This window comes from Rhodococcus sp. 14-2483-1-1 (genome assembly GCF_002259335.1).
Taxonomy (GTDB): domain Bacteria; phylum Actinomycetota; class Actinomycetes; order Mycobacteriales; family Mycobacteriaceae; genus Rhodococcoides.
The window spans coordinates 112,197-137,721 of the sequence record NZ_NPFX01000010.1; the positions used below are offsets into that span (position 1 = coordinate 112,197).

Annotated in this window: 27 protein-coding genes; 17 read left to right on the forward strand and 10 right to left on the reverse strand. The window is 65.5% G+C overall.

Annotation, left to right across the window (positions count from 1 at the left end):
• The first annotated feature begins 3 nt into the window (after positions 1–3).
• From CH294_RS08645 to atzF, 4 genes are read left to right on the forward strand one after another with little or no spacing between them, the layout of a single operon-like run.
• The gene (locus CH294_RS08645) at positions 4–786 is read left to right on the forward strand and encodes an urea amidolyase associated protein UAAP1 (protein ID WP_094737650.1); all 783 of its coding nucleotides are present in this window, start codon (positions 4–6) and stop codon (positions 784–786) included.
• Positions 783–1,421, forward strand: coding sequence for an urea amidolyase associated protein UAAP2 (locus CH294_RS08650; protein ID WP_094608834.1), 639 nt, complete (start codon positions 783–785; stop codon positions 1,419–1,421). The genes CH294_RS08645 and CH294_RS08650 overlap by 4 nt, the downstream gene beginning before the upstream one ends.
• Entirely contained in the window at positions 1,418–3,442 is a 2,025-nt protein-coding gene (locus tag CH294_RS08655; protein WP_094737651.1) for a 5-oxoprolinase/urea amidolyase family protein, read from the forward strand. Before CH294_RS08650 ends, CH294_RS08655 begins: the two co-directional genes overlap by 4 nt.
• Positions 3,432–5,192 (forward strand): allophanate hydrolase, encoded by a 1,761-nt coding sequence (atzF, locus tag CH294_RS08660; protein ID WP_249305169.1) that lies wholly within the window; start codon positions 3,432–3,434, stop codon positions 5,190–5,192. Before CH294_RS08655 ends, atzF begins: the two co-directional genes overlap by 11 nt.
• Here the strand turns inward: atzF and CH294_RS08665 are convergent.
• Positions 5,117–5,758, reverse strand: a complete 642-nt coding sequence (locus tag CH294_RS08665) for a LysE family translocator (RefSeq protein WP_094737677.1) — start codon at positions 5,756–5,758, stop codon at positions 5,117–5,119. The two genes, atzF and CH294_RS08665, sit on opposite strands and share 76 nt — an antisense overlap.
• 61 nt (positions 5,759–5,819) lie before the next feature.
• The gene (locus tag CH294_RS08670; protein WP_249305170.1) at positions 5,820–6,695 is read right to left on the reverse strand and encodes an SGNH/GDSL hydrolase family protein; all 876 of its coding nucleotides are present in this window, start codon (positions 6,693–6,695) and stop codon (positions 5,820–5,822) included.
• Between the two features lie 252 nt (positions 6,696–6,947).
• Between CH294_RS08670 and CH294_RS27425 the strand changes: the two genes are divergently transcribed.
• A complete protein-coding gene (locus CH294_RS27425; protein WP_165430168.1) occupies positions 6,948–7,106 on the forward strand; it encodes a hypothetical protein in 159 nt (52 codons plus the stop codon).
• Here CH294_RS27425 and CH294_RS08680 read toward each other — a convergent pair.
• On the reverse strand, positions 7,103–7,345 hold the full coding sequence (locus CH294_RS08680) for a hypothetical protein (protein ID WP_094737653.1): 243 nt from the start codon (positions 7,343–7,345) through the stop codon (positions 7,103–7,105). The genes CH294_RS27425 and CH294_RS08680 overlap by 4 nt on opposite strands.
• 241 nt (positions 7,346–7,586) lie before the next feature.
• On the opposite strand from CH294_RS08680, the gene CH294_RS08685 reads away from it, so the two are divergent.
• The 3 genes from CH294_RS08685 (at position 7,587) to ggt (ending at position 12,870) form a co-directional block, all read left to right on the forward strand.
• The gene (locus tag CH294_RS08685; RefSeq protein WP_094737654.1) at positions 7,587–8,564 is read left to right on the forward strand and encodes an NAD(P)/FAD-dependent oxidoreductase; all 978 of its coding nucleotides are present in this window, start codon (positions 7,587–7,589) and stop codon (positions 8,562–8,564) included.
• Between the two features lie 124 nt (positions 8,565–8,688).
• The gene (locus tag CH294_RS08690) at positions 8,689–10,911 is read left to right on the forward strand and encodes a phosphodiesterase (protein ID WP_032402274.1); all 2,223 of its coding nucleotides are present in this window, start codon (positions 8,689–8,691) and stop codon (positions 10,909–10,911) included.
• A 36-nt stretch (positions 10,912–10,947) separates the two neighbouring features.
• Positions 10,948–12,870, forward strand: a complete 1,923-nt coding sequence (ggt, locus tag CH294_RS08695; RefSeq protein WP_094737678.1) for a gamma-glutamyltransferase — start codon at positions 10,948–10,950, stop codon at positions 12,868–12,870.
• 19 nt (positions 12,871–12,889) lie between these two features.
• On the opposite strand, the gene CH294_RS08700 is transcribed toward ggt, so the two are convergent.
• The 4 genes from CH294_RS08700 to CH294_RS08715 are packed head-to-tail and all read right to left on the reverse strand — an operon-like array spanning position 12,890 to position 17,046.
• The gene (locus CH294_RS08700) at positions 12,890–13,567 is read right to left on the reverse strand and encodes a response regulator (RefSeq protein ID WP_037151943.1); all 678 of its coding nucleotides are present in this window, start codon (positions 13,565–13,567) and stop codon (positions 12,890–12,892) included.
• Positions 13,564–16,017: a sensor histidine kinase KdpD gene (locus CH294_RS08705; RefSeq protein WP_094737655.1), complete on the reverse strand. Its 2,454-nt coding sequence runs from the start codon at positions 16,015–16,017 to the stop codon at positions 13,564–13,566. Before CH294_RS08705 ends, CH294_RS08700 begins: the two co-directional genes overlap by 4 nt.
• A gap of 28 nt (positions 16,018–16,045) precedes the next feature.
• Positions 16,046–16,504, reverse strand: coding sequence for a hypothetical protein (locus tag CH294_RS08710; protein ID WP_037151949.1), 459 nt, complete (start codon positions 16,502–16,504; stop codon positions 16,046–16,048).
• On the reverse strand, positions 16,489–17,046 hold the full coding sequence (locus CH294_RS08715) for a sigma-70 family RNA polymerase sigma factor (protein WP_052058579.1): 558 nt from the start codon (positions 17,044–17,046) through the stop codon (positions 16,489–16,491). Before CH294_RS08715 ends, CH294_RS08710 begins: the two co-directional genes overlap by 16 nt.
• A 177-nt stretch (positions 17,047–17,223) precedes the next feature.
• Here CH294_RS08715 and CH294_RS08720 point away from each other — a divergent pair, with 177 nt between their 5' ends.
• Genes CH294_RS08720 through CH294_RS08755 form a run of 8 tightly spaced genes read left to right on the forward strand, consistent with a single transcriptional unit; the run spans position 17,224 to position 20,836 of the window.
• Positions 17,224–17,712, forward strand: a complete 489-nt coding sequence (locus tag CH294_RS08720) for an Asp23/Gls24 family envelope stress response protein (RefSeq protein ID WP_032378652.1) — start codon at positions 17,224–17,226, stop codon at positions 17,710–17,712.
• Between the two features lie 11 nt (positions 17,713–17,723).
• Positions 17,724–17,999: an Asp23/Gls24 family envelope stress response protein gene (locus tag CH294_RS08725; protein ID WP_032402278.1), complete on the forward strand. Its 276-nt coding sequence runs from the start codon at positions 17,724–17,726 to the stop codon at positions 17,997–17,999.
• 4 nt (positions 18,000–18,003) lie between these two features.
• The gene (locus CH294_RS08730; RefSeq protein WP_094608840.1) at positions 18,004–18,288 is read left to right on the forward strand and encodes a hypothetical protein; all 285 of its coding nucleotides are present in this window, start codon (positions 18,004–18,006) and stop codon (positions 18,286–18,288) included.
• A gap of 39 nt (positions 18,289–18,327) precedes the next feature.
• The gene (locus CH294_RS08735) at positions 18,328–18,507 is read left to right on the forward strand and encodes a hypothetical protein (RefSeq protein WP_027495126.1); all 180 of its coding nucleotides are present in this window, start codon (positions 18,328–18,330) and stop codon (positions 18,505–18,507) included.
• Positions 18,500–18,865, forward strand: coding sequence for an Asp23/Gls24 family envelope stress response protein (locus CH294_RS08740; protein ID WP_037152512.1), 366 nt, complete (start codon positions 18,500–18,502; stop codon positions 18,863–18,865). Before CH294_RS08735 ends, CH294_RS08740 begins: the two co-directional genes overlap by 8 nt.
• Positions 18,862–19,404, forward strand: coding sequence for a DUF6286 domain-containing protein (locus CH294_RS08745; RefSeq protein ID WP_094737656.1), 543 nt, complete (start codon positions 18,862–18,864; stop codon positions 19,402–19,404). The genes CH294_RS08740 and CH294_RS08745 overlap by 4 nt, the downstream gene beginning before the upstream one ends.
• Positions 19,401–19,979, forward strand: a complete 579-nt coding sequence (locus tag CH294_RS08750; RefSeq protein WP_094737657.1) for a hypothetical protein — start codon at positions 19,401–19,403, stop codon at positions 19,977–19,979. Before CH294_RS08745 ends, CH294_RS08750 begins: the two co-directional genes overlap by 4 nt.
• A gap of 53 nt (positions 19,980–20,032) precedes the next feature.
• On the forward strand, positions 20,033–20,836 hold the full coding sequence (locus tag CH294_RS08755) for an NAD(P)H-binding protein (protein ID WP_094737658.1): 804 nt from the start codon (positions 20,033–20,035) through the stop codon (positions 20,834–20,836).
• Between the two features lies 1 nt (position 20,837).
• On the opposite strand, the gene CH294_RS08760 is transcribed toward CH294_RS08755, so the two are convergent.
• The 3 genes from CH294_RS08760 to CH294_RS08770 are packed head-to-tail and all read right to left on the reverse strand — an operon-like array spanning position 20,838 to position 24,445.
• Positions 20,838–21,800 (reverse strand): endonuclease/exonuclease/phosphatase family protein, encoded by a 963-nt coding sequence (locus CH294_RS08760; RefSeq protein ID WP_094737659.1) that lies wholly within the window; start codon positions 21,798–21,800, stop codon positions 20,838–20,840.
• Between the two features lie 14 nt (positions 21,801–21,814).
• Positions 21,815–23,113, reverse strand: a complete 1,299-nt coding sequence (locus CH294_RS08765) for a lipase family protein (RefSeq protein ID WP_094737660.1) — start codon at positions 23,111–23,113, stop codon at positions 21,815–21,817.
• Positions 23,114–23,173: 60 nt separating this feature from the next.
• A complete protein-coding gene (locus CH294_RS08770; protein ID WP_249305172.1) occupies positions 23,174–24,445 on the reverse strand; it encodes an HNH endonuclease signature motif containing protein in 1,272 nt (423 codons plus the stop codon).
• Positions 24,446–24,616: 171 nt separating this feature from the next.
• On the opposite strand from CH294_RS08770, the gene CH294_RS08775 reads away from it, so the two are divergent.
• On the forward strand, positions 24,617–25,525 hold a 909-nt coding region (locus tag CH294_RS08775; RefSeq protein ID WP_249305174.1), incomplete at its 3' end, for a TIGR04222 domain-containing membrane protein.

Sequence of the window (25,525 nt, forward strand, 5' to 3'; positions counted from 1 at the left end):
ACCATGAGCACCGCAACAACGTATTCCGCCAAAGAACACGCACGATCCCAGGCGACGGTCGCGCCCGCACCCACAGCACCGGAGGGCATCTCGGAGCTCACCTGGGCAGAATCGGTGCCCGGCGGAAGCTACACCACCAAGGTCCTGGCTCGCGGAACCCGCCTGCGTCTCGTCGACGTCGACGGTGCTGCCTGCGCCAACATTCTGCTCTATCGCGTCGACGCGCCGTGGGAACGGCTCAACACCGCCGACACCGTCAAGGTTCCCTGGCAGGCGTACCTCAGCGCAGGCCATCCCCTGCTCTCGGACCAGGGCCGAGTGCTGGCGACCATCGTCGACGACACGTCCGGCCACCACGATGCGTTGTGCGGCACAACGTCCTCCGCTACGAACACCGCCAAATACGGAGTGAGCGGGCCACATTCGTCGGCCCCAGCCGGGCGTGAACTGTTCACCCTCGCCGCAGCCAAGCACGGACTCGAACCGCGGGATGTGGCACCGTCCCTGTCGTTCTTCCACGGCGTCACCGTCGCCGCGGACGGCGGCCTCGTCAGCACAGGCTCGGCCGGCCCGGGCCGCTCGGTGGATCTGCTCATCCATCTGCCGGTGATCGTGTTGCTCGCCAACACCGCTCACCCGCTCGACCCCAGCCTCGAGTACCCCACAACGACACTCGACGTTCTGGCCTGGAAGGCACCCGAAGAGCTGCTCTCGCTCGACAACACCGAACCGGAATACCAGCGTGCAGTGCAGAACACCGAGACCGCATGGAAGGCAGCGCAATGACCGCGAGCACCCTCGAGACCACGATCGTCAGAGACGAAATCGCACCGGCATTCGGTCCCTGGTCTGCCATCGTCGAGGCCGGTGACGTCCTGACCATCGTCGACCTGTACGGCAATCAGGCCGTCGACACCCTGCTGTACAGCGCACACGACCACTCGCTCCGCTACTCCGCCGCCGCGACGGTCACCGCGCAACAGAACTTGTTCCTCACCACCGGAACCGTTCTCCGCAGCGATGATTCGACGCCGTTGATGACGATCGTCGAGGACGAGGTAGGCAACCACGACACCGTCGGCGGAGCGTGCTCCAAGGAATCGAACACCCTGCGCTACGGACACCACACCCAGCATCAGCACGCCTGCGTCGAGAACTTCCTCATCGAAGGTTCCAAGTGGGGCCTCGGCAAGCGAGACCTGGCCCCCAACATCAATTTCTTCATGAACGTCCCCGTCGACGCGGACGGCACCCTCGGCATCGTCGACGGCTTGTCGGCCCCCGGCAAGAAGCTCTCACTGCGTGCCGAGATCGACACCCTCGTGTTGGTCTCGAACTGCCCGCAGATCAACAACCCCTGCAACGGATTCGACCCCACCGCGGTTCAGATGATCGTGACGCGAGAGTCGGCGGGGGCATGAACGCGGTGAATTCGACAGCGGCCAAGATGACCGTCCAGCGGCCCGGAATGCTCACCACGGTCCAGGACTGGCCGGGACGCGTCGGCTACTGGAAGGTGGGCGTGCCGCCGTCGGGACCGATGGACGATCTGTCGTTCCGCCTCGGCAACACCGCGCTCGGCAACCCCGAGGGTGCACCGGGACTCGAATCGACCATGGCCGGGCCGGCATTGACGTTCGACGCCGATACCTACGTCTGCGTCACCGGAGCGGCGGTGCCGGTGCGCATCGACGGAAAATCGGCACCGCAGTGGCGACCCGTGCTGGTCCCCGCCGGTGCAAAGCTGGACGTGGGCACCACCACCGGCCACGGGCTGCGGGTGTACGTCCTGATCCAGGGCGGCCTGGACGTCGAGGATTACCTCGGCAGCGCAGCAACATTCACTCTCGGCAAGTTCGGCGGACATCGCGGCGGCATCCTGGGCGAGGGCGACATCATCGGACTGGCCGGCCGCTCCGACAACTCCGCCGTCCTCGGACCCATCCCGATGGAACACCTGCCGGTGCTGACGTCCGCCTGGGACATCGCTGTCACCGAAGGCCCACACGGCGCGCCCGAGTTCTTCACCCGAGACGACATCGACACCCTCTACGCCACCCGCTACGAGGTGCACTTCAATTCCGATCGCACCGGAGTCCGGCTGATCGGTCCCAAGCCGCAGTGGGCTCGCGCCGATGGCGGCGAGGCCGGACTGCACCCGTCCAACATCCACGACAACGCCTACAGCGTCGGTGCATTGGACTTCACCGGTGACACCCCGATCCTGCTCGGCCCCGACGGACCCAGTCTCGGCGGATTCGTCTGTCCTGTCACCGTTGTCGCGGCCGAACGCTGGAAGCTCGGTCAACTTCGTCCCGGAGACACCATCCGATTCGTTCCGGTCCGGGCTGCGGCCACCGCACCGTTGGGATCGCTCGGCCTCGCCCGGCGCGCATCACTGCCCGCAGTCTTCTCCGCCGGCGGTGACGGCGACGACGGCGTCATCGCTCGACGCGACGCCGATACGTGCGTCACCTATCGCCGGTCGGGCGACGACAACGTGCTCGTCGAATACGGCGACATGAAGCTCGACCTCACCCTGCGAGCGCGGGTGCACGCGCTGCACCAGCGGATCGAGGGCATCGCACCCCGAGGCCTGCTGGACCTGACACCGGGAATCCGTTCACTGCAGGTGAAGGTGAATCCCGATGTGCTGTCGATCGATTCGCTGATGGGACTGCTCGCCGAGGTCGAGGACGATCTACCCGCAGCCTCGGAACTCGTGGTGCCCAGCCGCCAGGTTCGCCTGCCGCTGTCGTGGGACGACCCGTCGACCAGGGAAGCGATCCAGCGATACATGCACGGTGTGCGCGCCGATGCCCCGTGGTGTCCCTGGAACATCGAGTTCATCAGGCGGATGAACGGACTCGATTCCGTGGCAGACGTTTTCGACACCGTGTTCGCCGCCGACTACATGGTGCTCGGACTCGGTGACGTGTACTTGGGCGCTCCGGTGGCGACGCCACTCGACCCACGCCACCGCCTGGTGACGACGAAGTACAACCCGGCGCGCACGTGGACGCCGGAGAACGCCGTCGGCATCGGCGGAGCGTACCTGTGCATCTACGGCATGGAAGGCCCCGGCGGATACCAGTTCGTCGGCCGAACCACGCAGGTGTGGAACCACAGTGCCGCGTACAGCGGCGGGCCGTTCGAGGAAGGAACCCCGTGGCTGTTGCGGTTCTTCGACCGAATCTCCTGGTACTCGGTGGAACCCGAGGAATTGATGGATCTGCGCGCCGATCTGGCGGCCGGCCGCGGGGGTGGAGTGGAGATCACCGACGGTGAGTTCTCCCTCGCGGAGCACGAGACCTTCCTCGACAACAACGCCGAATCCATCGCCGAATTTCGCGCGTCGCAGGCCGTGGCCTTCGGAGCCGAGCGAGACGCGTGGTCGGCAGCCGGGGAATTCGACAAGAGAGGCAAGATCGATGCGGCCTGAGGTAAGAGAACGAGTTCTACAGGCCTACAAACGAATCGCAGAGGTCGACCACCCCGAGGTGTGGATCACCTTGCGCGACGAGGACGACGTGCTGGCCGAGGCCACGGCTCTCGAACATGCCCTGGAGGCAGGCGCAGATCTGCCGCTCGCCGGCGTGCTGGTTGCGGTCAAGGACAACATCGACGTGGCAGGCCTGCCCACTACTGCCGCCTGCCCCGAATTCGCCTATGCGCCGACAGAATCCGCCACTGCCATCGAGCGCCTGACGAGCCAGGGCGCACTGGTGCTGGGCAAGACCAACCTGGATCAGTTCGCCACCGGACTGGTCGGCACCCGTAGCCCCTACGGGGCAGTGCGCTGCGCCTGGGACCCCACGCTGGTCTCGGGCGGATCCAGCTCCGGCTCTGCTGCCGCGGTGGCACTGGGCATCGCGGACATCGGAATCGGTACCGACACAGCAGGTTCGGGACGAGTCCCCGCCGCGTTCCACGGCTTGGTGGGAATCAAGGCCTCATTGGGAATCGTGCCCAATACCGGCGTGGTTCCTGCGTGTGCCGACTACGACTGCGTCACCGTGCTGGCTCACGATCTCGACAGTGCCACGGCGGCAATGAAAGTGATGACCGGGCCTACCGCTACCGATCCACGCAGCCGGGCCTGGCCCGCCGACGTTCGACTGGCCGCATCGCCGAAGCCCCGCGTTGCCGTCCCGCGAGGTGAGGATCTGACGTCGTTGAGCCCGGCGTACCGTCGGGCATTCGAGGAGACGGTCGCAGGCCTGGCCGAGAAGGGCTTCACCCACGTCGAAGTCGATATCTCGGGGCTGCTCGACGCGGCAAAGTTGCTCTACGACGGAGCCATTGTGGCGCAGCGGTATTCGGCCGTCGGGAAGTTCCTCCACACCGCGCCCGCCGGGGCCGATCCCACCGTGGCCGCGATCGTCGGATCGGCGGCGGAGCCGTCCGCCCACCGGTACGTGGACGATCTCGCCGCTCTCGCCGAAGCCGAGACTGCGGCCCGCGCACTGCTGAACGGGTTCGACGGTCTACTGCTGCCCACCACCACCGAACACCCGACCATCGCTGCGGTGCAATCGGATCCGATCGGCATCAACCGTCGCCTCGGTACGTTCACCAACTTCTGCAATCTGCTCGACATGGCAGCGGTGGCGGTTCCCGGTGCCCCGACGTCGGACGGCAGTCCCTTCGGAGTCATGTTCGTCGTCCCCGCTTTCGAGGATCAGATCGCGATCGACCTCGCCGCTCGACTGGGTGGCATCGCTTCTCCGTCGCTGATCGACGACGGTATCGAGGTGTTGGCCGTAGGAGCGCACCTGCGCGGTTTTCCGGTGCACCACCAATTGACCGAGCGCGGCGCACGGTTCAGCGGGGAGGTGACCACATCTGCGGACTATCGACTCGTGGATCTGCACACCACACCGCCCAAGCCCGGGCTGGTGCGGAGAGAAGGCGAAGGCGCACCCATTTCCGGCGAGCTCTATCGCATGTCCGCTGCTGCGCTCGGCACCTTCCTGGCGGGGTTGCCCGCGCCGATGGGGCTGGGGCCGGTCGAGTTGTCGGACGGGCGCTGGGTCACCGGGTTCTGCTGCGCTCACGATGCAGCCGAGAAAGGAACCGACATCACCGAATTCGGCGGGTGGCGCGCATACATGGCTCAAGCCGGGACCGGTTTGCCCCCGTCGGTCGCCACGCGCACAGCGAGCAGTCCGAGCACGGTACCCATGAGATAACGCTGCATCCTCAGCCAGGTGGGCCGGACGGCGAGGAATCGGGCGATCGATCCGGCCAGCACCACGATCGCCAGGTTGACCGCCACCGCGACGGCGATCTGCACGCCGCCGAGCGTGAAGCCCTGCAGCAGAAGGTGACCGGCCGCGGGATCGACGAACTGCGGAATGACCGAGATGTACATGATCGCGATCTTCGGGTTCAGCAGGTTGGTCACCAGACCCATGGTGAACAGCCGCTGGGTCGAATCCTGTTGCAGCTCGGTCGGTTCGAATGCCGAGACGCTCCCGCGCAGAGCCTGCACCGCCAACCAGGCAAGGTAGGCGGCACCCGCCAGCTTGACCGCGGTGTACAGCGCGGGCACGGCCGTGAACACCGCTGCCAGGCCGAGATTGGTGGCCGTCAGATAGACGAGGAAGCCGACGGCCACACCTGCGAGCGACACCATTCCCGCCCGCCTGCCTTGCGAGATGCTTCTCGAGACGAGGTAGATCATGTTGGGCCCCGGCGTCAGAACCAACGCCAGGGCCACCGCGAACACCCCGATCACAGCGGAATACGAGACCATGGTGTCGAGCATGGGCGACCGAGGCCGACCGCTCCATGGCCAGTTGCCATGTCGTGGTTACCTACCCGGCGCGCACGGCCTCCGCGACCGCGTCACCTATCGCCGCCATTCCGGCAGCCGTCGGGTGCAGTGGCGCAGCGGGATTCTGTGGGATGACTCCCTCGAAGTACCGCTGATCGGGAGCGACGCAGACGTCGTGGCCCACACTCAGCGCCTCGGTGTCGACGAACTCGGCACCGTGTTCGTCGGCCTGAGTCTTCAGGGCCTCGTTCATCGCGGTGATGCTGCCCTGGATGTAGTCGGCGTCCTCGGGCAGCATCGGCTGGGTGGGGAAGCATCCGCCGTCCGGCAGATACGTGCCGTAACCGACGACCAGGATCCGCGCGTCGGGCGCACGTTCGGTCACCGCGTCGAGCATGGCTCCCCAGTTCGGTGCCTTCTCCGCGATGGCTGCGGCGACGGTGTCGACGCCGCCCGCAGTGAGCCGGTCCTTGCAGACGTTGGTTGCCGACGACGCTGTGAAGGTCAGACAGCCCACGGCCGTCGACACCAGTCCGATGTCGTTACCTCCGATCGTGATGGTCACGAGATCGGTGTCTGCAGACAGAGCATCGAGCTGCACCGGAACGTCACCGCTGGACGTGCCCTGCGGAGTGGAGACGATGTTCTCGGTGATCGCACCCGAGCACGTCACGTCGACGAACGAAGCGACAGCGAGCTCTTCCGCGAGAACGTGCGGGTAGTTGGAATCGGATTGCTGGCATCCCGGCGCGCCGACCTGGTCGGGAATGCGCGGGCCCGACGCGGCCGAATCCCCGAGGGCCACGTAGTCGAGCGAGGCGGAAGAGCTCGCAGTCGGCGCGGGAGATCCCGTCGTGCATGCCGTGAGCGCACAGGCGGCCGCAGCAACACCGGCGAGGATTCCCTGGATTCTCACAGCCTCGACGCTACCGCTGCCGGTAGCCTCGACCGGGTTGTCCGCACGAAACATCTACACAACGAAGGCAGGAACATTTCATGATCACCAATTTCATCAACGCGATCCTCGGCGGCTTCGGCTCCATCTCCGCAGGCAGCAGCGGCTTCGAGCTGGCACCGGGCACTCTGCCCTTCGGCCTGTAGAGAGCGGCCGATCGAGCACCGTGCGGTGCCGACGGTTCGTCCGGCACCGCACGGGTACACGGCACCCATGACTGATCCCAAGCACGATGAGAACTCTGCCCCCGACGCCGAGAAGGACGTCACGTCAGACCCGGCCGCGGCGGCGGAAGACAACGATTGGTCGAGCGAAGGCGGCGCAATCGAAACCGGCCCCGCGACCTCGGACGAGCGCACCGACAGCAACTAGCCGGTCAGCCGGCGGGGAGCGGTCCGCAACGTGCGGACGTCGCCGTCGGCGACGATGTGTTCCACCGTTTCGCCTCGGGCACGCTTCGATCCGTCGACGGTGAAGTTCACCCGGGCGTCACCGAGCCAATCCACGCCGACGACGATTCCGACGGTTCCCTTGGGGATACCGCTGCGCCACCGCACGCGTCCCAGATTTCGGACCGCGACAACGGTCTCGCCGATCTCGAAATGCCCCATGCGCCCCCCCCGGCTCGATGCTTACCGACCAGTAGACCTCGAGCGAACTGCCTGTTCAAGCGGTGCATCCGCGCTTACCGGCAGTAGCGGCAGTGCGGTGGATGGCCATTCCGGGTCGAAACCAGTCCATTCCCTGGTTAGGCCGAGCGAATCACGCCTAGCGGTATTTTCCTCTTGAATATGTTGCTGTATCGGCAATTATTCTTGCCAATGCATTGCAGTCGGCCGCAGACTTCCGGGCATGACATCAGACACTGTTCACCACACCCTGGTCGACGCGATCATCGTCGGCGGCGGCGTTGCCGGTCTCAGCGCTGCCGTGGCCCTCGGCCGGTCCCGACGCTCGGTCGTGGTCGTCGACGTCGGCGACCCCCGCAATGCGCCTGCAGCACATTCGCACAACTACCTCACCCGTGACGGCGAGTCGCCGCTCGAACTGGTCCGGCTCGGCCGCGACGAGGCACGTCGCTACGGGGTCCCCATCATCGAGGGCACCGCCCGGTCGGCAATCCGCACCGAATCCGGGTTCGAGGTCACACTTGCCGACGGCTCTGTCGTGCGTGGCCGCCGCCTGTTGGTCACCACCGGCCTCACCGATGTTCTCCCGAACATTCCAGGCCTTGCCGAGCGGTGGGGCCGCGATGTACTGCACTGCCCGTACTGCCACGGCTGGGAAGTCCGCGACCACAGAATCGGAATCATCGGTAGCCCACTCGTCGGACATCAGGCGCAGATGTGGCGTCAGCTCACCGAACACGTCACGGTGTTCGCACACCTGGCACCGGAGCTCACCGACGAGGATCAGGGCCGTCTGGCCGCCCGCGGCATCGAGGTGGTGGACGAGGAGATCGCTCGGGTGGACGTCTCCGACGACGCGATCGTGGGCGTCACGCTGGCGGACGGGCGTCAGGTCCGACTCGACGCGTTGGTCGTGGGACCCAACTTCACCTCTCGCGCCGACATCCTGGTCTCGCTCGGAATCGGCACCACCGAGATGGTGATGAACGACCACGTTCTCGGCACCTACATCGAGGCCGACCCCGTCGGTGCCACCTCTGTGCCCGGTGTCTGGGTGGCGGGTAACGTCGCCGCGCCGACGGACACGGTGGTCGCTGCCTCGGCTGCCGGAGTGCGAGCCGGTGCTGCGATCAACGGTGACCTGATCGAAGAGGACGTCCGCATCGCAGTCCAGCGGAGCACGTCCGCGGTGGCGACCTGACAGCTGTGCCTCCTTAGGAGAGATCTGTCACCGAATCCACTGACCGAAGACGTATATTCACCGATGGAGGCGTCGAGAAAGAAGCGGTGTGCAGGCCGCGAGCGAGAAGGAAGTAGGTCCTTCGATGAATACGAAGGTCGCTGCGCCCTTTGCCGTCCAATCCAAACGAACAGCAGGACTGGCCGCCGTGGTCGTCGTAGCCACCACTTTCTTCGTTCTCGGCGACGCCGACGTGCGGGCCGGCGTCCTGGCCACAGTCGCCGTCGGCTCGGTGCTCGCCATCAGCGCCGCCATTCGCCGATACCGTCCCGACGACTCTCGATGCTGGTGGGCACTGTTCGGGGCCTCGGTGCTCTTCATGTTCGGCGTCTCGCTTCGTAGCGATCCCAGCACGCTGACCCATTCCTTCACGTTGCTACCCGACCTGTTCACCCTCACCGGGTACGTACTCGTCGGATACGCACTGTCGCGGTGGATCCGAGATCGCCAGTCGATCGACGACATAACACCACTGGTCGACGCGGGCCTGATCTTCCTCGGCACCCTGTTTCTGTCGTGGTTGCTGTTCATCTCACCGGCCCTCGAATCCTCGCACTCGTCGGCATCGACTGTGGTGAACGGCGTGTACCCAGCGATCGACGCAGCGCTGATCACGCTGACCACCTACCTGTTGTACTCGTCCAAACCCCGCACAGCGGCGTTGCAGTGGGCGCTGATCGCGCTGATTGCGACGCTCGTCGGAGACGTTTCGTACGCATTCGCTGCCACGACTGCCGACGCGCCGTCCTCGGGGTTGCTCGACGGTATCTACCTCTTCGCGTACCTCTCCCTGGCGATGGCAGCACTCGATCCGTCGATGCGCACCGTCTCTCAGCGGCAGGATCCGGCACCCGCCCACAGCAACCGCCGGGTCGTGTTCGTGGTAATGCTGCTGGTCGTGTGCGCCACCGTGCCCCTACTGGGTTCGGCGGTCTCCACCGGAGACCTGGTCGTGCGTTCGCTGCTGCTGGCCTCGATCCTGGTCGGTGCCTTTCTGCGCGGCGAACGCGCACTCACCAGAGTTCAGTTCGGCAAGGAGCACGCCAAGTATCTCGCGGCTCACGACCTGTTGACCGGCCTGCCGAACCGCACGATGCTGGACGAGGAATACGCCCGACACGAGCGCTCGCAGGCTCCTGGACGCACCTGCGTCCTGTTCGTCGACCTCGACAACTTCAAGATCGTCAACGACTCGTACGGCCACCGCGTCGGTGACGAACTGATCGTAGCCGCGGCGCGGCGTATCCGCGCCGCCGTCGGTGCCGGCGACTCCGTCGTCAGATACGCGGGCGACGAATTCGTCATCCTGTCCCGGTGCGATCGTCTCGGCGCAGAAGCGTTGGCCCGTCGCATCATCGACCGAATGAACGAGCCGTTCCCGCTCAGCGCTGCGATGGCCTACGTCACGGCATCGGTCGGCATCGCCGATGCAGATCGACTGCACGACGCCATCCGCGAGGCCGATACCGCGATGTATCACGCCAAATCCCTCGGCGCGGCGCGCTACGCGTTCTTCGACGAATCCTTGCGCGCACGTGCCACTTCCGCGATGGAGACCACAACCGCGCTGCGCGGCGCGATCAGACGCGGCGAGCTCGAGGTGTACTACCAGCCGATCGTCGACACCGCCTCGCGCACTACCGTCGTCTACGAGGCGCTCCTCCGCTGGAACAGGGAAGGCCGGGTGAGTACCCCCAACGAATTCATTCCGATTGCCGAATCGACCGGTCTGATCAAGGAGATCGGAGAATGGGTGCTGCGGTCCGCACTCTCGGATCTGGTGACGCTGCGCGCGCACGGTCAGGACGTCACGATGTCGGTGAACGTGTCCCCGATGCAACTACGGGACGACTCGCTGCCGACCATCGTGAGAGGACTGCTCGACGAGTACGGCCTCAGCGGAGCGGATCTGGCGCTGGAGATCACCGAAAGCGTTCTGATCGACGACATCGGCACGGCGAAGAGCCTTCTCGATCGGCTCGCTGCCATGGGTGTTCTCATCGTGCTCGACGACTTCGGAATCGGCTACTCCTCGTTGAACAGGTTGCGCGCGATGCCGATCGCACTGCTCAAGATAGACAAGTCCTTCGTGCACGAGATCGGGCACTCCGAATCCGATACTCAACTGATTCGCGCGATCGTCGCCATGGCGTCGGCCCTGCCGGTGAGAACGGTGGCCGAGGGCGTCGAGACCGAGGCGCAGGCCTCGATCATCGAGTCGCTCGAATGCGGCTTCGCGCAGGGTTTCCTGTTCGGCAGGCCTGCACCCATCGCACACTGGCTGCTCGAATCGGCGCAGCGACGGTGATCACGGTGTTAGCGTCGGGCGGTGTCTGCAACCGGAATGCGCCCACTCCGCTCGACCGCTCTTGCCTGTGCTCTCCTGCTGGTACCGCTCGCCGCGTGCAGCAGCAGTGACAGCACCGGCACCGACTCCGCTGCCGAGAACAGTTGCGTTCTCGGTGCCAGCGGCGGCACCCCGGTAGGAGCGACACCAAGCGCGAGCTCGGGCGACATCTCCACCAATCCGGAAGTCGCGACCGGATATCGATCGAACATGGCACCGGTGGAGACAGCCTCGTACTCGGTCTCGACGGCAAACCCGGTGTCGACCGAAGCAGCCTGCGAGGTGCTGCGTGACGGCGGCACCGCGGCCGACGCACTGATCGTCGCGCAGACGGTGCTCGGCCTCGTCGAACCGCAGTCGTCCGGAATCGGCGGCGGTGCATTCCTGATGTACTACGACGCGGCGTCCGGCGAGGTGCAGAGCTACGATGGCCGCGAGACCGCTCCGATGAGCGCCACCGGCGACTACCTGCGATACATCGACGATGTGAACCGCACTGTGCCACAACCCGATGCACGGTCCAGTGGCCGATCGATCGGCGTACCGGGCGTCCTGCGGATGCTCGAGCAAGCCCACGACGATCACGGCCACAAGCCGTGGGGGGATCTCTTCCAGCCTGCAATCGGTCTCGCCGACAACGGAATCGAGATCAGCCCGCGCATGGCCTCGTCCATCGCCGACTCGGCACCGAAGCTCGCCCTCGACCCCGCATCCAAGGCCTACTTCCTGCAGCCGGACGGCACCGGAAAGCCCGCCGGGACGGTTCTGAACAACCCGGCGATGTCGAAGACGCTGTCTGCCATCGCAACCGACGGTGCCGACGCCTTCTACACCGGCGACATCGCCCAGGCCATCGTCGATGCGACGGCCGATACCACCGCGGGCCGCACTCCGGGACAGATCACGCTGGAAGATCTCGCGGCGTACGAACCCAAAACCCGTACCGCCGTATGCACCGAGTACCGCGACCACGACATCTGCGGCATGCCGGGACCGTCGTCGGGCGGCATCGCGGTGGCGTCGACGATGGGCATTCTGTCCAACTTCGATCTGGCGCAGTACGCGCCGACGGGAATGGACGCCAACGGCGGTACCCCGACGGCCGAGGCCGTGCACCTGATCTCCGAGGCCGAGCGACTGGCCTACGCCGATCGCGACAAGTACGTGGCCGATCCGGACTTCGTACCCCTGCCCGGCGGATCCCCCGACGCCTTGCTCGACCCCGAATATCTCAGCAGCAGAGCGGGACTCATCGACGAGTCCAAGTCGATGGGTACCGCGCAGCCCGGCGACTTCGGCCCGGTTCAATTCGCTTCGTCCACCGACCCCGAGCACGGCACCAGCCACATCTCCATCGTCGACAGCGAGGGCAACGCAGCCTCGATGACGACGACCGTCGAGTCGGCTTTCGGTTCGTTCCACATGGTCGACGGCTTTCTGCTCAACAATCAGCTCACCGACTTCTCCGCGGCTCCCGTGGCCGAGGACGGAACTCCCATGGCCAACCGTGTCGAGCCGGGTAAGCGTCCGCGAAGCTCGATGGCCCCGACGCTCGTGTTCGACCGCGGCGTCGACGGCGCGCGCGGAGATCTCGTGCTCGTCGCCGGATCTCCCGGCGGATCGGTGATCATTCAGTTCGTCGTCAAAACGTTGGTGGGACTGCTCGATTGGGGCATGGACCCACAGCAGGCGGTATCGATGGTCGACTTCGGTGCGGCCAATACCCCGTCGACCAACTATGGCGGTGAGCATCCGAACGTGACGGGTGAGAACGATCCCGTGGTCGTGAAATTGCGCGAGATGGGCCATCAGGTCTCGGTCGCAGACCAGTCCAGCGGACTGAGCGCCCTGCAGCGCACCGACGGCGGCTGGATCGGGGGAGCAGACCCGCGCCGCGAGGGAGAGGTACTGGGCGGATAAGTGCGAGCGCGGCCAGCGGTCAACTCACGAATCGATAGCCCATGCCGGTTTCGGTGATCAGATGCACCGGAGCCGCCGGGTCTCGTTCCAGTTTCTGCCGCAACTGGCCGAGATAGATTCGTAGGTAATGTGTTTCACGCTCGTGCCCGGGGCCCCAGACGGTCCGCAGTATGTCCTTCTGCGATACCAGCTTGCCCTCGTTGCGCACGAGCAGTTCGAGGACACCCCATTCGGTGCGGGTCAGGTGCACGCTCTCGCCTTCGCGCACAACGGTTTTCGAGGCCAGGTCGACGGTGAAGTCCTCCGTCTCGACGACAGGATCTGCCACGGTCTGCGGGCCGCGGCGCAGGGCAGCACGCAATCGCGCCAGCAGCTCGTCCATGCCGAAGGGCTTGGTCACGAAGTCGTCGGCGCCGGCATCGAGTGCCTCGACGGTATCGGCCGAGTCGGTCCGCGCCGAGAGCACCAGGATCGGCACCTCGGTCCAGCCGCGCAGACCGGCGATGACGTCGATACCGTCGATGTCGGGTAGGCCGAGATCGAGAATCACGATGTCCGGGTGGAAGTTCGCAGCCACCCGCAGCGCCTCACCGCCGGTTGCGGCACTGACGACCTCGAACCCGCGCACGTTGAGATTGATCCGCAGCGCTCGCACGATCTGTGGCTCGTCGTCGACGACGAGCACCCGCACCTTCACCTACTCGCCGCCTTCAGCTCCACCGTCATCGTCAGCCCGCCGCCGTCCGTGTTCGATGCCGTGACGGTACCGCCCATGGCTCGGACGAATCCGCGCACCACCGACAGTCCCAGCCCGACGCCTATCGAGTTGTCGCGGTCCCCCAGGCGTTGGAACGCGTCGAACATCGTTTCCTCGGCTCCCGCGGTGATGCCGGGGCCGTGATCGACGACCGAGATGGTTGCCCGCTCGCCGTGCACCGCGGCCCTGACCGTGATGTCTCCGGTGGGCGCGTACCGGGCGCTGTTGTCCACCAGGTTCGCGAGCACCCGTTCGAGCAGGCCAGGGTCTGCCAGTACTTCGACGTCACCCACCTCGACCCGCACACGATCGTCTGCTTGGACCAGCGCGCCGCTCAGCACGTCGTCGACGAAAACGGGACGCAGACTCGGTTGGACAACACCGGCTTGCAGCCGCGAGGAGTCGAGCAAATTGCTCACCAGAGCGGTCAGCTGATCGGCCGATTCGTCGATCGTGGCGAGCAATTCCTCGGTGTCCTCGGGTGAGAACTGCACGTCGGTGCTACGCAGAGACGAGGACGCTGCCTTGACGGCGGACAGTGGCGTCCGCAGATCGTGGCTGACGGCCGAGAGCAATGCTCGACGCAGCGCATCGGCCTCGGCGAGCGCATTGGCCCGGCTGGCTTCCTCGGCCAACCGAGACTGACGAACCATGCCCGCGGCCTGATTTGCCACCGCTGCGAGCACCCGCCGATCGTGGGCGCGCGTGCGTTCCCCGACGAGCAACAGTGCGAAGTCGCCTGCGTCCACCTCGGTGTCGGCTCCGGTTCGATCGATCGGGGCCTGCTCACCCGCGCTGCCCACGATCGACTGAGACTGGTTGTCCCACAGCGCCACGCCACTCTGGCGATAGGTCTCACGGGCGCGCTCGAGCAGTGCCGTCAGGTCGGCTCCGCGGAGCACCGATCCGGCGAACAGTGTCAACAGTTCGGCTTCCTGAGTCGCCCTGCGTGCCTGACGCGTTCGCCGGGCTGCAGCATCGACGAGGGCGGCGACGGCAACGGCCATCAGCAGCAGCACCACGGTGACGACGAAGTTTTCCGGCTCGGCGATGGTGAGGCTGTACCGGGGTGTGGTGAAGAAATAGTTGAGCAGGAATCCCGCGATCAACGCCGAGAGTGCCGCCGGCGCAACTCCTCCCAGCAGCGCAACGCAGAGCACCACCATGAAGAACAGAGCACTCTCGCCGCTGGAGTCGAAGTTCGGTCCGACCGTGCTCAGTACGGCGGCGGCGAGGCAGGGCACCAGTACGGCGGCGACCCACGCCAGAATTCGTCGCCGCCCCGAATCGACCTGGATGCCCCTGCGGCGGGCTTGCTCGGCGTGAGTGACCATGTGCACGTCGATCTTTCCCGAGTTCTGCACCACTGCTGCGCCGATGCCCTCGTCCAGGATCCGCGCCGCGCGCGACCGTCTCGAGGTACCGATCACCAGCTGGGTTGCATTCACCCCGCGGGCGAAGTCGAGCAGCGTCGTCGGCACGTCGTCGCCGACGACGCTGTGGACGCTCGCACCGAGCCCGGCGGCGAGCCTGCGCACCGAGCCCATCTGCGCTGCCGATACTCCCATCAGGCCGTCGCCGCGGACGATGTGCAGCACCATCAGCTCTGCACTGGATTTCGAGGCGATGCGACTGGCGCGGCGCAGCAGCGTCTCCGATTCCGGTCCGCCGGTCACGGCCACCACCACGCGCTCGCGGGCTTCCCACGTCTCGGTGATGCGATTGTCCTTGCGGTACTTCACCAATGCCGCGTCGACCTGATCGGCGATCCACAACAGTGCGAGTTCCCGCAGCGCCGTCAGGTTGCCGCCCCGAAAGTAGTTGCTCAGTGCCGCGTCGACCTTCTCGGCGGCGTAGACGTTGCCGTGCCGCAGCCGACTGCGGAGCGCCTCGGGAGTGATGTCGACCAGTTCCACCTCGTCGGCAGCACGAACGACGCTGTCGGGCACGGTCTCTCGCTGCGGTACCCCGGTGATCTGCTGCACCACGTCGTTGAGCGATTCGAGGTGCTGGACATTGAGGGTCGAGATGACGTCGATGCCGGCGTCGAGCAGCACCTCGACGTCCTGCCACCGCTTACCGTGCACACTGCCCGGGGTGTTGGTGTGGGCGAGTTCGTCGACGAGCACCACCTGAGGCTTCCTCGCCAGGACGGCGTCGAGATCGAGTTCCTGCGCCGACGACCCCCGATATTCGACGGTCGCCATCGGCAGCACTTCGATACCGTCGAGCGCCTCGATGGTCCCAGCGCGGCCGTGTGTCTCGACGACCGCTGCCACGACGTCGCAGCCCCGGCTGGTCAGTCGGTGGGCCTCACCGAGCATCGCGAAGGTCTTGCCGACGCCCGGTGCCGCGCCGAGGTAGATCCGCAGCTCACCCCTGTCCGCCACAGTCTGTCTCCTCACCCGGCCGGTACGGCTAGCGCTCCTCGATGTCGTCGACGCGTATCTCGACCACATCGCGCCCGAGGGTGACGCCCAGCAGGTCCGACACGGTATCGATCGCGATGGTCGCCAGCTCGTCTCCCGCGGCCTGCAGGTCGTCGCCGTACACCCCGATCACCGCAACGAACAGACCGATGCAGGCATGGTCGTCGAGGTCGAGTTCGATCTCGGTGGGCTGTGCGCCGTGCACGTCCGCCAGTGCACGACGAAGCGTCGTCTTGACGATGTGGTCACTGACCCGGAGTGAGTCCGCCGGTCCGGCAGCAGAGCCGGAGGGGAACGCGCTGTCGATCGGCCACGTCCGTCTGGTGGTGTTGCGTACCTTCGTGATGATGGACGCGCTGATGTCCACCCAATTCGGTTCCTGTGGTGCGTCCCGAAGTTCGGTGGCAGCACGCGCGAGAACCGAATCCGGCTCTAGTGGGTTCGCCATGTTGCCAACCTTTCGCTCAATGTTGCTCGTGCTCTGGTCAACTGACCACGTACTGCTCCGGCGGACAGGGTCATGATCGCGCCGATCTCGGGGTGCGTCAGGCCCTCCACCTCGCGGAGCAGCCAGCAGGCCCGCTGACGGTAGGGCAGCTCGGCGAGTGCTGTGCCCAGCTCGGCCATGAAGCTGTCGGCCTCGACATCCGCCCCGGGATCGCTGCCCGCTCCGGTGCTCTTGCGCTCGAATACCCAATCTTCAGCGGGAGGAACGCTGCGACGTCGTCGATGATCGATCACTTTGTGCGACACCAGTGAGAACAGCCAGGTTCGCAGAGCCGAGTCCCCACGGAAGTTGTCGAGGCCCTTCCACGCTGCCACGAACGCGTCCTGCACCACCTCCTCGGCGGCACCTTGATCGGACAACATGTTGCGCGCATACCGAAACATCTCCGGGCCGTAGCGCCGGACGATCTCCTCGAACGCATCGGTCTCGCCGAGCGCCGCAGCGCCGACGAGAACGCGGTCCGACGCGTCTACCCACTCCATCGGGCCCCCGTTCACTTCATCGTGGTCATCGATCACGCCAGTCTTCGATACCGGTTTACCAGCAGACGTAATCTATGACGTAGGTCACTTTATGTGGACGTGCGTTTCGACCATCGAGCTACGACCAACTCCTGTCACACACTGACGCACCAGACACCGAAACGAAGAGAGGCATTCATGAGCTCCACGACGGACACCAAGGCAACCGTATCCGCTGCAGGCGAAGGAAAGACCGACATCACCACCAAGTCGGATTCCGTGCTCGTCAGCTCGCAGGGCCGCACCACCATTGCCGATACCGTCGTCTCCAAGATCGCCGGCATCGCCACCCGTGAGGTTCAGGGAGTGCACGCCGTCGGCGGCGGAGCCAGCCGCGCGATCGGTGCTCTCCGTGAGCGCATCCCCGGTGCCCGCGTCAACCAGTCGCAGGGTGTCTCGGTCGAGGTCGGCGAGCGTCAGGCAGCAGTCGACATCGACATCGTCGCCGATTACGGCGTCTCCATCGCAGACCTCGCAGCGGGCATCCGCCGCAACGTCATCAACGCCGTCGAGCGCATGACCGGTCTCGAGGTCACCGAGGTCAACATCGTCGTCCACGACATCTACCTCGACGACGGCTCGGACGACGACGACACCACCGAGCCCGCCACCACCCGAGTGCAGTGACCGAGCCGCACATGACGGATCGTGACAAGTCCGAGGACATCGCCGACGCCGTTCTGGCGATCGACGGTGTCGTCGGGCTGCACGGCGGCATGTTCGGTGAGGCCGCGACGTACCTGCCCGGACGCCGTATCGCCGGCATCCGAAGCAGTGAGGACGGAACCGAGGTTCACGTGACGCTGGAGTTCGGTGTCGCGGTTCGCGAGACCGCCGATGCCGTGCGTCGCACAGTGGCAGCGATGGTCGACGGCCCCGTGCACGTCACCGTCGAGGACATTGTGCGAGTCTGACCAGGTGAACGAGCACGCAGCGCACAACCGAGCCGCCGAGTACAAGGCGGCTCGGCGCGCTGTGGCACGTGAACATCACCCCGATATCGGCGGGGATCCGGCTCGCTACATGGCCGAACTCGCCGAGGTCGACCGCAGGTTCGCAGTTCTTCCGTCGGCACCGATCAATGCCGCCAGCGCGCCGACCGTGTTCCGCGCCTCGCCGATCCCGTCACCACTGCGCACCCTGCCCAAGCGGATCGCTCGCATCCGAAAACGCGTCACCCGGCGCAACTACTTCGACATCTGACACCGCTGAATCTGATACCTCTGACTGGAGATCAAGACCATGACCACTGCAACCATCGGTTTGTTCGTGGGACTTCTGCTGGCCATCGCCGCAGCAGCCGGCGGTTTCACCGGCTTCCTCATCGCCATCGTCCTCGGCGGCCTCGGCTTCTTCGTCGGACGCTACATCGACGGCGAACTGGACCTGAACTCGATCATGCGTGGTCGCGGTCGTGACTGAGACAGCGGTGGAGCCCGGTGAGCGAGGCTCACTGGAAATCAAGCACAAAGCCGTCGAGCGCCTCGCCGTTCTCGCAGCTCGCGGCACCGAATCGGTCACCGACCGCAACCCCGGGCTACGCGTCCTCGGCGGACGTGACCTGCCGAAGGCCGACGTGACGATCAACGGGACACGCGTCCGCGCGCAGGTTGCCGTGGCCGTCACCTGGCCGTCGCCACTGGCGAAGGTCGCCGCCAATGTCCGCGCGGCAGTGGCAAGAGATCTGTCCGAGCTGGGCATCTACACAGTCGACCGAGTCGACGTCACCGTCCAGTGCGTGCCCGCCGAAGCCACCGTCGAAGAAGGGAGAGTGCAATGAGCGAGAAGCCGAGCAAGAAGCCGGTGGCAAACCCTACCGCCGCTGTCCCTGCTGTTCTGTTCGCACTCCTCCTCCTCGGTGCCGGGGTGGTCCTCGGCCGTGAGGCATTGCTGAAGCTCGGTGCCCTCGACGGGTCCGAATGGGTCGGCCCCGCGGCTACGCATCTGGATGGGCTCACCGCGCAGAGCTGGATGCTGCCCGGCGGCATCGCCGCCGTCGTCATCGGCTTCATCCTTGTTTTCGTCGCCGTCCGCCCACGCCGACGCACCCATCGTGCTCTCACCGAACAAGATGTCTGGCTCCGCAAGGGTGACGTCGCCGCAGTGGCTCGCGCCGCCGCTCTCGACAACGTCGGAGTCGATTCCGCGACGGCCAAGGCCGGCAACAAGAAGGTCACCGTTGCCGCGTCCACCGTGACCGGCACCGACACCTCGGCCCTGAAATCCTCGATCGTCACCTCCGTGGACGATGCCCTCCGCCCACTCGCGTCGGCACCGAAAGTCCGCACCCGAGTGCGAACGACAGGACAAGCCTCATGAAGCGCGCTACCGCATCCCTCGACCGAACAAGTACGGCGGTCGTCGGGCTCGCACTGATCGCCCTCGGCGGTGGAGCCATCGCATGGGAACGCGGCAAGTTCCCCGGCCGCGAGCGAATCGATGCCGCGTTCGTCGACACCACCGTCGATGCAGGGTGGTGGCCCTGGGCACTCGGAGCAGCCGCAATCGTCCTCGTTCTTCTCGGACTCTGGTGGCTCCTCGCGCACCTGCCGCGCCGCTCGGTCGGCACTGTCGCATTTGCCTCCACAGCAGACTCCGACGTCGACGGCAGGCTCAGTGTCGATCTGACCACCGCCGCCAAGAGTGCAGCGAAATCTTTGGCAGCCCACGAGGGAGTCGTGTCCGCATCCGGTCGCTCGGTGTCCGATCGCGGCGAACGGGTCGTCGAGATCACCGCAACCCTCGATCCCGCAGTGACGTCACTCGACACGGTCTCCGCGGCGGCAGCACAGACGCGCAACGACATCGTGACATCGCTGGACGGCACCACGGCTGCAGTGCGAATCCTGTTGCAGTGCGGCAAGTCTCGGAAGCAGTCCGCTCGCGTGAGCTGATCGGCTCACTTTTCCACTCCTACACCGAATCGTCATGCCGTACGCTGTACGGTATGACGATTCTGGTAACCGGTGCAACCGGCAATATCGGCCGCATGCTCGTCGACCACCTTCTGGCCGCGGGACGAACCGATGTGCGAGCGTTGACCAACCATCCCGAACGCGCGCAGTTGCCCTCGGGCGTGGAGATCGCCGAGGGGTTTCTCGGTCGGGTGGATTCTCTGCCCGACGCCCTGATCGGTGTCGATCAGATCTACCTGGCCCCGTATCCGAGCACGATCGAACCTGTCCTCGAGCTCGCCCGAGCCGCGGGGGTACGGCATGTCGTCGATCTCGCCGGTCCACCCGAGAACTGGTGGTATCCGATCTCCGTGGCGGTCGAGAAATCCGGGATGCACTGGACTCACCTGTGGCCGGGCGAATTCATGGAGAACTCGACGATGTGGGCGGAGCGAATCATCGAATCCGGTTGCGTCCGTAAGCCGTTCCCCGATGCCGCCAATGCCCCGATAGCGATGGACGACATCGCCTCGGCGGCGGCGGCCGTTCTCATCGACGAACAGAAGCATCACGGTAGATCCCATGTTCTCACCGGACCCGAAACCCTCACGCGCGTCCAATTATTGGACAGAATTTCCGACGCTGTCGGCCGCCCCTTGACCTTCGAGACGGTCAGCCGACAGGAGACCATCGACGACTTGACTCCCAGCATGGGGGACTTTGCGATCACCTACGTCGACGGGCTCGAGTCCTCGGTGGACAATCCGCAGCAGGTCGACCGAACGCTGACCGAGATCACCGGCACCGCTACGACATTCGCGCACTGGGCGCGGCGCAACGTCCACTCGTTTCGCTGATCTACCGGTCGAACTCGATCTCTCCGATCAATCCGTGATGATCCGATCCCGGGAGATCGATTCTCTCCAGTGATCGAGCGTGTCCGCTGTTGGACAGGATGTGATCGATACCCACGACAGCGGGCGTGCCCTTGTCCGTGGGATACGTCGGCACCAAGCCCTTCCCCAATTGCGCTGCGGCGTCGGAGTATCCGGCATCGAGGAGGTTGCGGAACTTCTTGTGCGAATAGGTCGTGTTGAAGTCTCCGCTGACGATCACCGGTCCGGTGCCCGACACGGCCTCCAGATCGCCTCGGAGAGTGTCCAGTTCAGCGGTCCAGATGTCTGCCGGAGTGACGTAAGCGGGTCCCGGGTGCACGGCCAGTAGCGAGATCGGCTCCGAATCGGGGACCTCGATTCGGGTCGCAAGATTCACCGGACCGTATCCGACGAGTTCGCGATTGTCGGATATCGGCAGCCGACTGTAGATCCCGGCCCCACCGCCGCCCGTCACGTACGGCCGAAGGTAACTGTAGGGAAAGAGCTCTTCCATGCCTGCGTCACGCAGACCGATCACCGACTCGTCGGTCAATTCCTGAATTGTGACGACGTCGACGGAGTTCTCGCGCGCCTGACCGACCACAGCCGTCGGATCAGCGCGTCCCACCATCAAATTTGCCTGCATCACACGCAGCCGCACACCGTCGGAGCTCGGCACCGCGTCGGCCACGTAGAGCGGTGCGTACGACACTGCACCTGCCGCCAGCACGAGCGTCGAGACTCCCGCGAGAACCCAGCGCCGCCCGATCAGCGCCACGAGTGCGCCGAGCACAACAGCGATGAACATCAACGGAACGAACGACGCCAGTGCGATCAGCACGTTGACGCGGGTGTCGGTGTAGTACACGCCCAACGCCGCCAGGCCGGTGAGGATGCCCAGAATCGCGATCGTGCCGGTGAGTATCCGTACCCAGGTTCGCTGCATCGGCCCTAGGGTAGCTACGCCCGGACGCCGATGGTCAATGCTCTGAACGTCGTCCAGGTCAGCGACACCAGACCACGAACCGCCGCGAGCGAGAACGCGGTGGACCACACCGTCCGAGTCGAGGGGCCGGGCACCGGCACGCCGGCAAACCGATCGGCCAGCCAATCCAGGGTGAGGGGCGCACAGAGCGGATGCAGCGACAGGTGCTCGCTCAGCCGATCTCGCAGGTACGTCACGTGGGCACCGGCTTCGTTGTACCGCTCGACCTGCCCGTCCACGTCGTCGACGGCGATGATCTGATCGTGCACCGCCTGGATCACCAGCAGCGGAGCCGTCGGGGCAATGCGACCGGGCTGGATGTCGAGGAACACCTGCACGATTTCGGGCAACGCCAGCAGATCGGCCAGCGGGACGTCGATGTACTTGTCCAGATCGTGTCGGGCCAGTCGGGTGACGGCCCGGACGGTCGTCATCGACTCGACAGAATCGAGAATGCGCATTCCGTCCTCGTTGACGTACTGGCGGATGACCCGGTCCAGGTCGGGGTAGGTACGCCGCAAGCCAGCCACCACCAGCGTCGGCAACGCTGCGTGCAGCGTCGCATTGAGCCGGGTGAATGCCGATCCCGGATCTCCGACGGGCGAGCCGAGAGCGGCACCGACCAACTCGATCTCCGGCGCGTACTCCGGTGCCATCTCCGCGGCCCAGGACGTGGCGAGGCCGCCGCCCGAGTAACCCCACAGCGCGACGGGCGTGTTGTCGTTCAACTCGAGAGGTTCGAACGACAGCGCCGCGCGGATGGCGTCGAGTGTGCAGAATCCGGGTTCCTGCGGGGAACCCCAGTGCCCGTCGGGGCCCTCGTGGTCCGGGATCGAGATGGTCCACCCGCGACGCAGGGCATGCAGAACCAGCAGGAACTCGAACTGCGGAACGGCACCGACGGCCTTCGAGCCACGGCGAAGCGCGTACGACGGAAAGCACGAGGACGCGACGCCGTCGATGGCGCACTGATACGACAGCAGGACCGGCTCGGCGTTCCGCGGGCGCAGCACCGTCGTGACGCTCGCCTGGGGAAGACCGCCCAGATCTGCGGTGCGGTACAGCAGCTGCCACGCATCGACTCGCTGGCGTACGCGACCGAACATCGCGACCTCGACCGGCCGTACCTTGAGAATCGTCCCGGGAAGAGCCAGTTCATAGCCCGCGGGCGCGGTGTAGAACGGATCGTCCTCGGGCCTGGTCGCGTCGTTGCGGAGCGGTGCTCGTTCCACCGGCCAGGACTGTTCGTCCTCCATCGATCTGTCGACGCTCATATCCCACCGCTTCTTGTCCGAGTCTCTTCGTCACACTAACTTGCCCTCGACGACCCCATTTCATGCAGCCTGCTGCCAATTTGTGATCAGGACATCGGTCGCGTAGCTCAGGTCGAGGCCCTCACCGCCCCAGTTCGGGACGATGGCGTCGGGTGCGATGCCGCCGTACTGCCGCCTGATCTCGTCGGCCTCTCCCGACACTGCGGGAGCGTGGATGATCTCGGTTCCCGAGGGATGGCGAAACGAGAAGCATTGATCTCCACGGGCTTCGATGAAGAAGTAACCGTCGTGCAGCGCTCGATGATGCTCGCCGCACAGCAGCACCAGGTTGTCGAGCGTGGTCTCACCACCGCGCGAGCGATAGGTGACGTGATGCGCATGCATGAAGCGGGTTCGACCGCATCCCGGCACCGCACAGCATCGGTCTCGAATGATCAACTGGCGCATCTGAGTTCGGCTCGGGGATTTGGCAGTCGAACTCCACCGCACAGTCTTTCCCAGCCGGCCGTGGCCGACAGTCCGCATGACTGCAGAACACAGCACCTGAGCCAGCGTTTCGTCGTCCAAACCTGGCCCGTCGTCGAAATGGGCATGATCGTGACCCGCTTCCTCCATACCACCGATGTGCACCAACACCTCTGCAGCAGGGGAGACAACCGGAGAGTCCAGTGCAGCGCACACCATCTCGGCCATCGCGATCATCGCCGGAACCGGATTGGGCGGCGCAGGGGCGGCTCGGTCGGCGTCCGCCTCGTCGCCGGTTCGGGTCCGCTCGTATTCGGCCCTGGTCAACGCGGCCAGAAACCGTTTCCCGTCCTCCGGCCGAAATCGCGCGCTGAACACGAGCGAGCCGTCGTTCTCGTCCCAGCGCCACCGCCCCACACACGGGTCCAGATCCACACCGTTTCGCCGAGTCGGACGCGTCGCCTTCTTCAGACCACGGCACAGGCGCTCGATATGCGCGGCCGGCGCATCCAGTGCCTTCTGGAGCAGCGACGCCTCGTTCTCGGCCGTGGCCACACGCGTCATCGCGCGCACTTTGGAGTACGAGATCGTGCCGCTCAGATACGCCGACGTGATCAACGGCAGCTCCCGCATCGCCTTGGCCACCCGCACCTGCTCGCGGGCGGTGTGCAGATCGACTCCCGCCCGCCACGACAACCAATGCGCACAGGACCGCAGCTCCCATGCCGCCCATCCGCGTCGAGAGTCGAATTCGCCCACCAGGATCAGGTACTGAGCCGACGCCGCAGCGATCTGACCTGCCAAAGCGCAGATTTCGGACTCGATTTGTTCGATCTCGGCCGACCCTGCCTCAACCATGTCGCTCATGAACGCCCCCATTCATCGAATGCATGTTCGACAAAGGTACGACGGGGCACCGACAAGAACTTCAGGCAGACAGCACTTGCGTCCCCGCGGGGACGTTATTGCGCTTGCTTTCTGGCCGGTGGGCCCGATACTGACACCAGATGCTGGTTCCGACCGAAGGGTGGTGCAGTCGTGGGGACTACCGACACCTGGGGGATTGCCAGCGCAGACTTTCTGCGGTGGTATCTGCTCGCCGCGTTTCTTGCCGTGGCCCTGGTGCTGCTGAGCAATTGGCTCGCCTCGCACCGGTCTGTTCCCGCCTCTCCTACCGGGCGGGTGCTCACGCCGCCCGAGGTCGGGGCACTCACCAACGACACGCAGGCAGTGATGGCGTCGTTGGCGATCCTCCGAGGTGCAGACGTGATCGACTCCCGGGGCAGAGTGCGGCGCGCCCTGACCGCCACCGAGCGGACACATCTGGATTGGTTCACCCGCACCGTCCTCGAACGACTCGGCAGCGGCAAAGCACCCCTGGTTCGATCCCGACTGGTGACGAACATGTCCGTAGCGTGCGCGCAGCTGCGGAGCCAGCTCATCGATGAGGGTCTGCTGCACGGGCGGTCCGAGCGTGGTGCATCGACTGTCCGTGTGTTCCCCATCTTGTTCGTCGCGGCCGTCGGATTCGTACGGGTGATCTCCGGCATTGCGAATGGGAAACCGGTGCTGTTCCTCGTCGGCATCATCGTATTGCTGCTGCTCACACTCCCGTTCGTTCGGCGTCGACGCCGCCGCACCGCACAAGGAGACGCTGAACTCCGACGCCTTCGCGTCGAGAACGACTATCTCTCACCGCGCTCTCGTCCGTCGTTCACCGCGTACGGGCCGTCACGAGCGGGCATGTCGGCTGCACTCTTCGGAGCGGGGGCTCTGCTGATGCTCGATCCGGCCATGGCGGGTGCCCTCAGTTATGGCTCTGCCCAGGCCGGCGGAGCCGCATCGTTCGGTTTCGGCGGGGACAGTGGTGGCGGTAGCAGCGGTGACGGAGGCGGCAGCAGCTGCGGTGGTGGAGGCGGCTGTGGCGGCGGGGGCAGAGCCATAACT

What these genes read in the sequence shown, in the direction of transcription:
- CH294_RS08645 (WP_094737650.1), top strand. Translation starts at nt 4, where the DNA reads ATGAGCACCGCAACAACGTATTCCGCCAAAGAACACGCACGATCCCAG.
- CH294_RS08650 (WP_094608834.1), top strand. Translation starts at nt 783, where the DNA reads ATGACCGCGAGCACCCTCGAGACCACGATCGTCAGAGACGAAATCGCA.
- CH294_RS08655 (WP_094737651.1), top strand. Translation starts at nt 1,418, where the DNA reads ATGAACGCGGTGAATTCGACAGCGGCCAAGATGACCGTCCAGCGGCCC.
- atzF (WP_249305169.1), top strand. Translation starts at nt 3,432, where the DNA reads ATGCGGCCTGAGGTAAGAGAACGAGTTCTACAGGCCTACAAACGAATC.
- CH294_RS08665 (WP_094737677.1), bottom strand. Translation starts at nt 5,758, where the DNA reads ATGGTCTCGTATTCCGCTGTGATCGGGGTGTTCGCGGTGGCCCTGGCG.
- CH294_RS27425 (WP_165430168.1), top strand. Translation starts at nt 6,948, where the DNA reads ATGACTGATCCCAAGCACGATGAGAACTCTGCCCCCGACGCCGAGAAG.
- CH294_RS08680 (WP_094737653.1), bottom strand. Translation starts at nt 7,345, where the DNA reads ATGGGGCATTTCGAGATCGGCGAGACCGTTGTCGCGGTCCGAAATCTG.
- CH294_RS08685 (WP_094737654.1), top strand. Translation starts at nt 7,587, where the DNA reads ATGACATCAGACACTGTTCACCACACCCTGGTCGACGCGATCATCGTC.
- CH294_RS08690 (WP_032402274.1), top strand. Translation starts at nt 8,689, where the DNA reads ATGAATACGAAGGTCGCTGCGCCCTTTGCCGTCCAATCCAAACGAACA.
- ggt (WP_094737678.1), top strand. Translation starts at nt 10,948, where the DNA reads ATGCGCCCACTCCGCTCGACCGCTCTTGCCTGTGCTCTCCTGCTGGTA.
- CH294_RS08710 (WP_037151949.1), bottom strand. Translation starts at nt 16,504, where the DNA reads ATGGCGAACCCACTAGAGCCGGATTCGGTTCTCGCGCGTGCTGCCACC.
- CH294_RS08715 (WP_052058579.1), bottom strand. Translation starts at nt 17,046, where the DNA reads ATGGAGTGGGTAGACGCGTCGGACCGCGTTCTCGTCGGCGCTGCGGCG.
- CH294_RS08720 (WP_032378652.1), top strand. Translation starts at nt 17,224, where the DNA reads ATGAGCTCCACGACGGACACCAAGGCAACCGTATCCGCTGCAGGCGAA.
- CH294_RS08725 (WP_032402278.1), top strand. Translation starts at nt 17,724, where the DNA reads ATGACGGATCGTGACAAGTCCGAGGACATCGCCGACGCCGTTCTGGCG.
- CH294_RS08735 (WP_027495126.1), top strand. Translation starts at nt 18,328, where the DNA reads ATGACCACTGCAACCATCGGTTTGTTCGTGGGACTTCTGCTGGCCATC.
- CH294_RS08745 (WP_094737656.1), top strand. Translation starts at nt 18,862, where the DNA reads ATGAGCGAGAAGCCGAGCAAGAAGCCGGTGGCAAACCCTACCGCCGCT.
- CH294_RS08750 (WP_094737657.1), top strand. Translation starts at nt 19,401, where the DNA reads ATGAAGCGCGCTACCGCATCCCTCGACCGAACAAGTACGGCGGTCGTC.
- CH294_RS08755 (WP_094737658.1), top strand. Translation starts at nt 20,033, where the DNA reads ATGACGATTCTGGTAACCGGTGCAACCGGCAATATCGGCCGCATGCTC.
- CH294_RS08760 (WP_094737659.1), bottom strand. Translation starts at nt 21,800, where the DNA reads ATGCAGCGAACCTGGGTACGGATACTCACCGGCACGATCGCGATTCTG.
- CH294_RS08765 (WP_094737660.1), bottom strand. Translation starts at nt 23,113, where the DNA reads ATGAGCGTCGACAGATCGATGGAGGACGAACAGTCCTGGCCGGTGGAA.
- CH294_RS08770 (WP_249305172.1), bottom strand. Translation starts at nt 24,445, where the DNA reads ATGAGCGACATGGTTGAGGCAGGGTCGGCCGAGATCGAACAAATCGAG.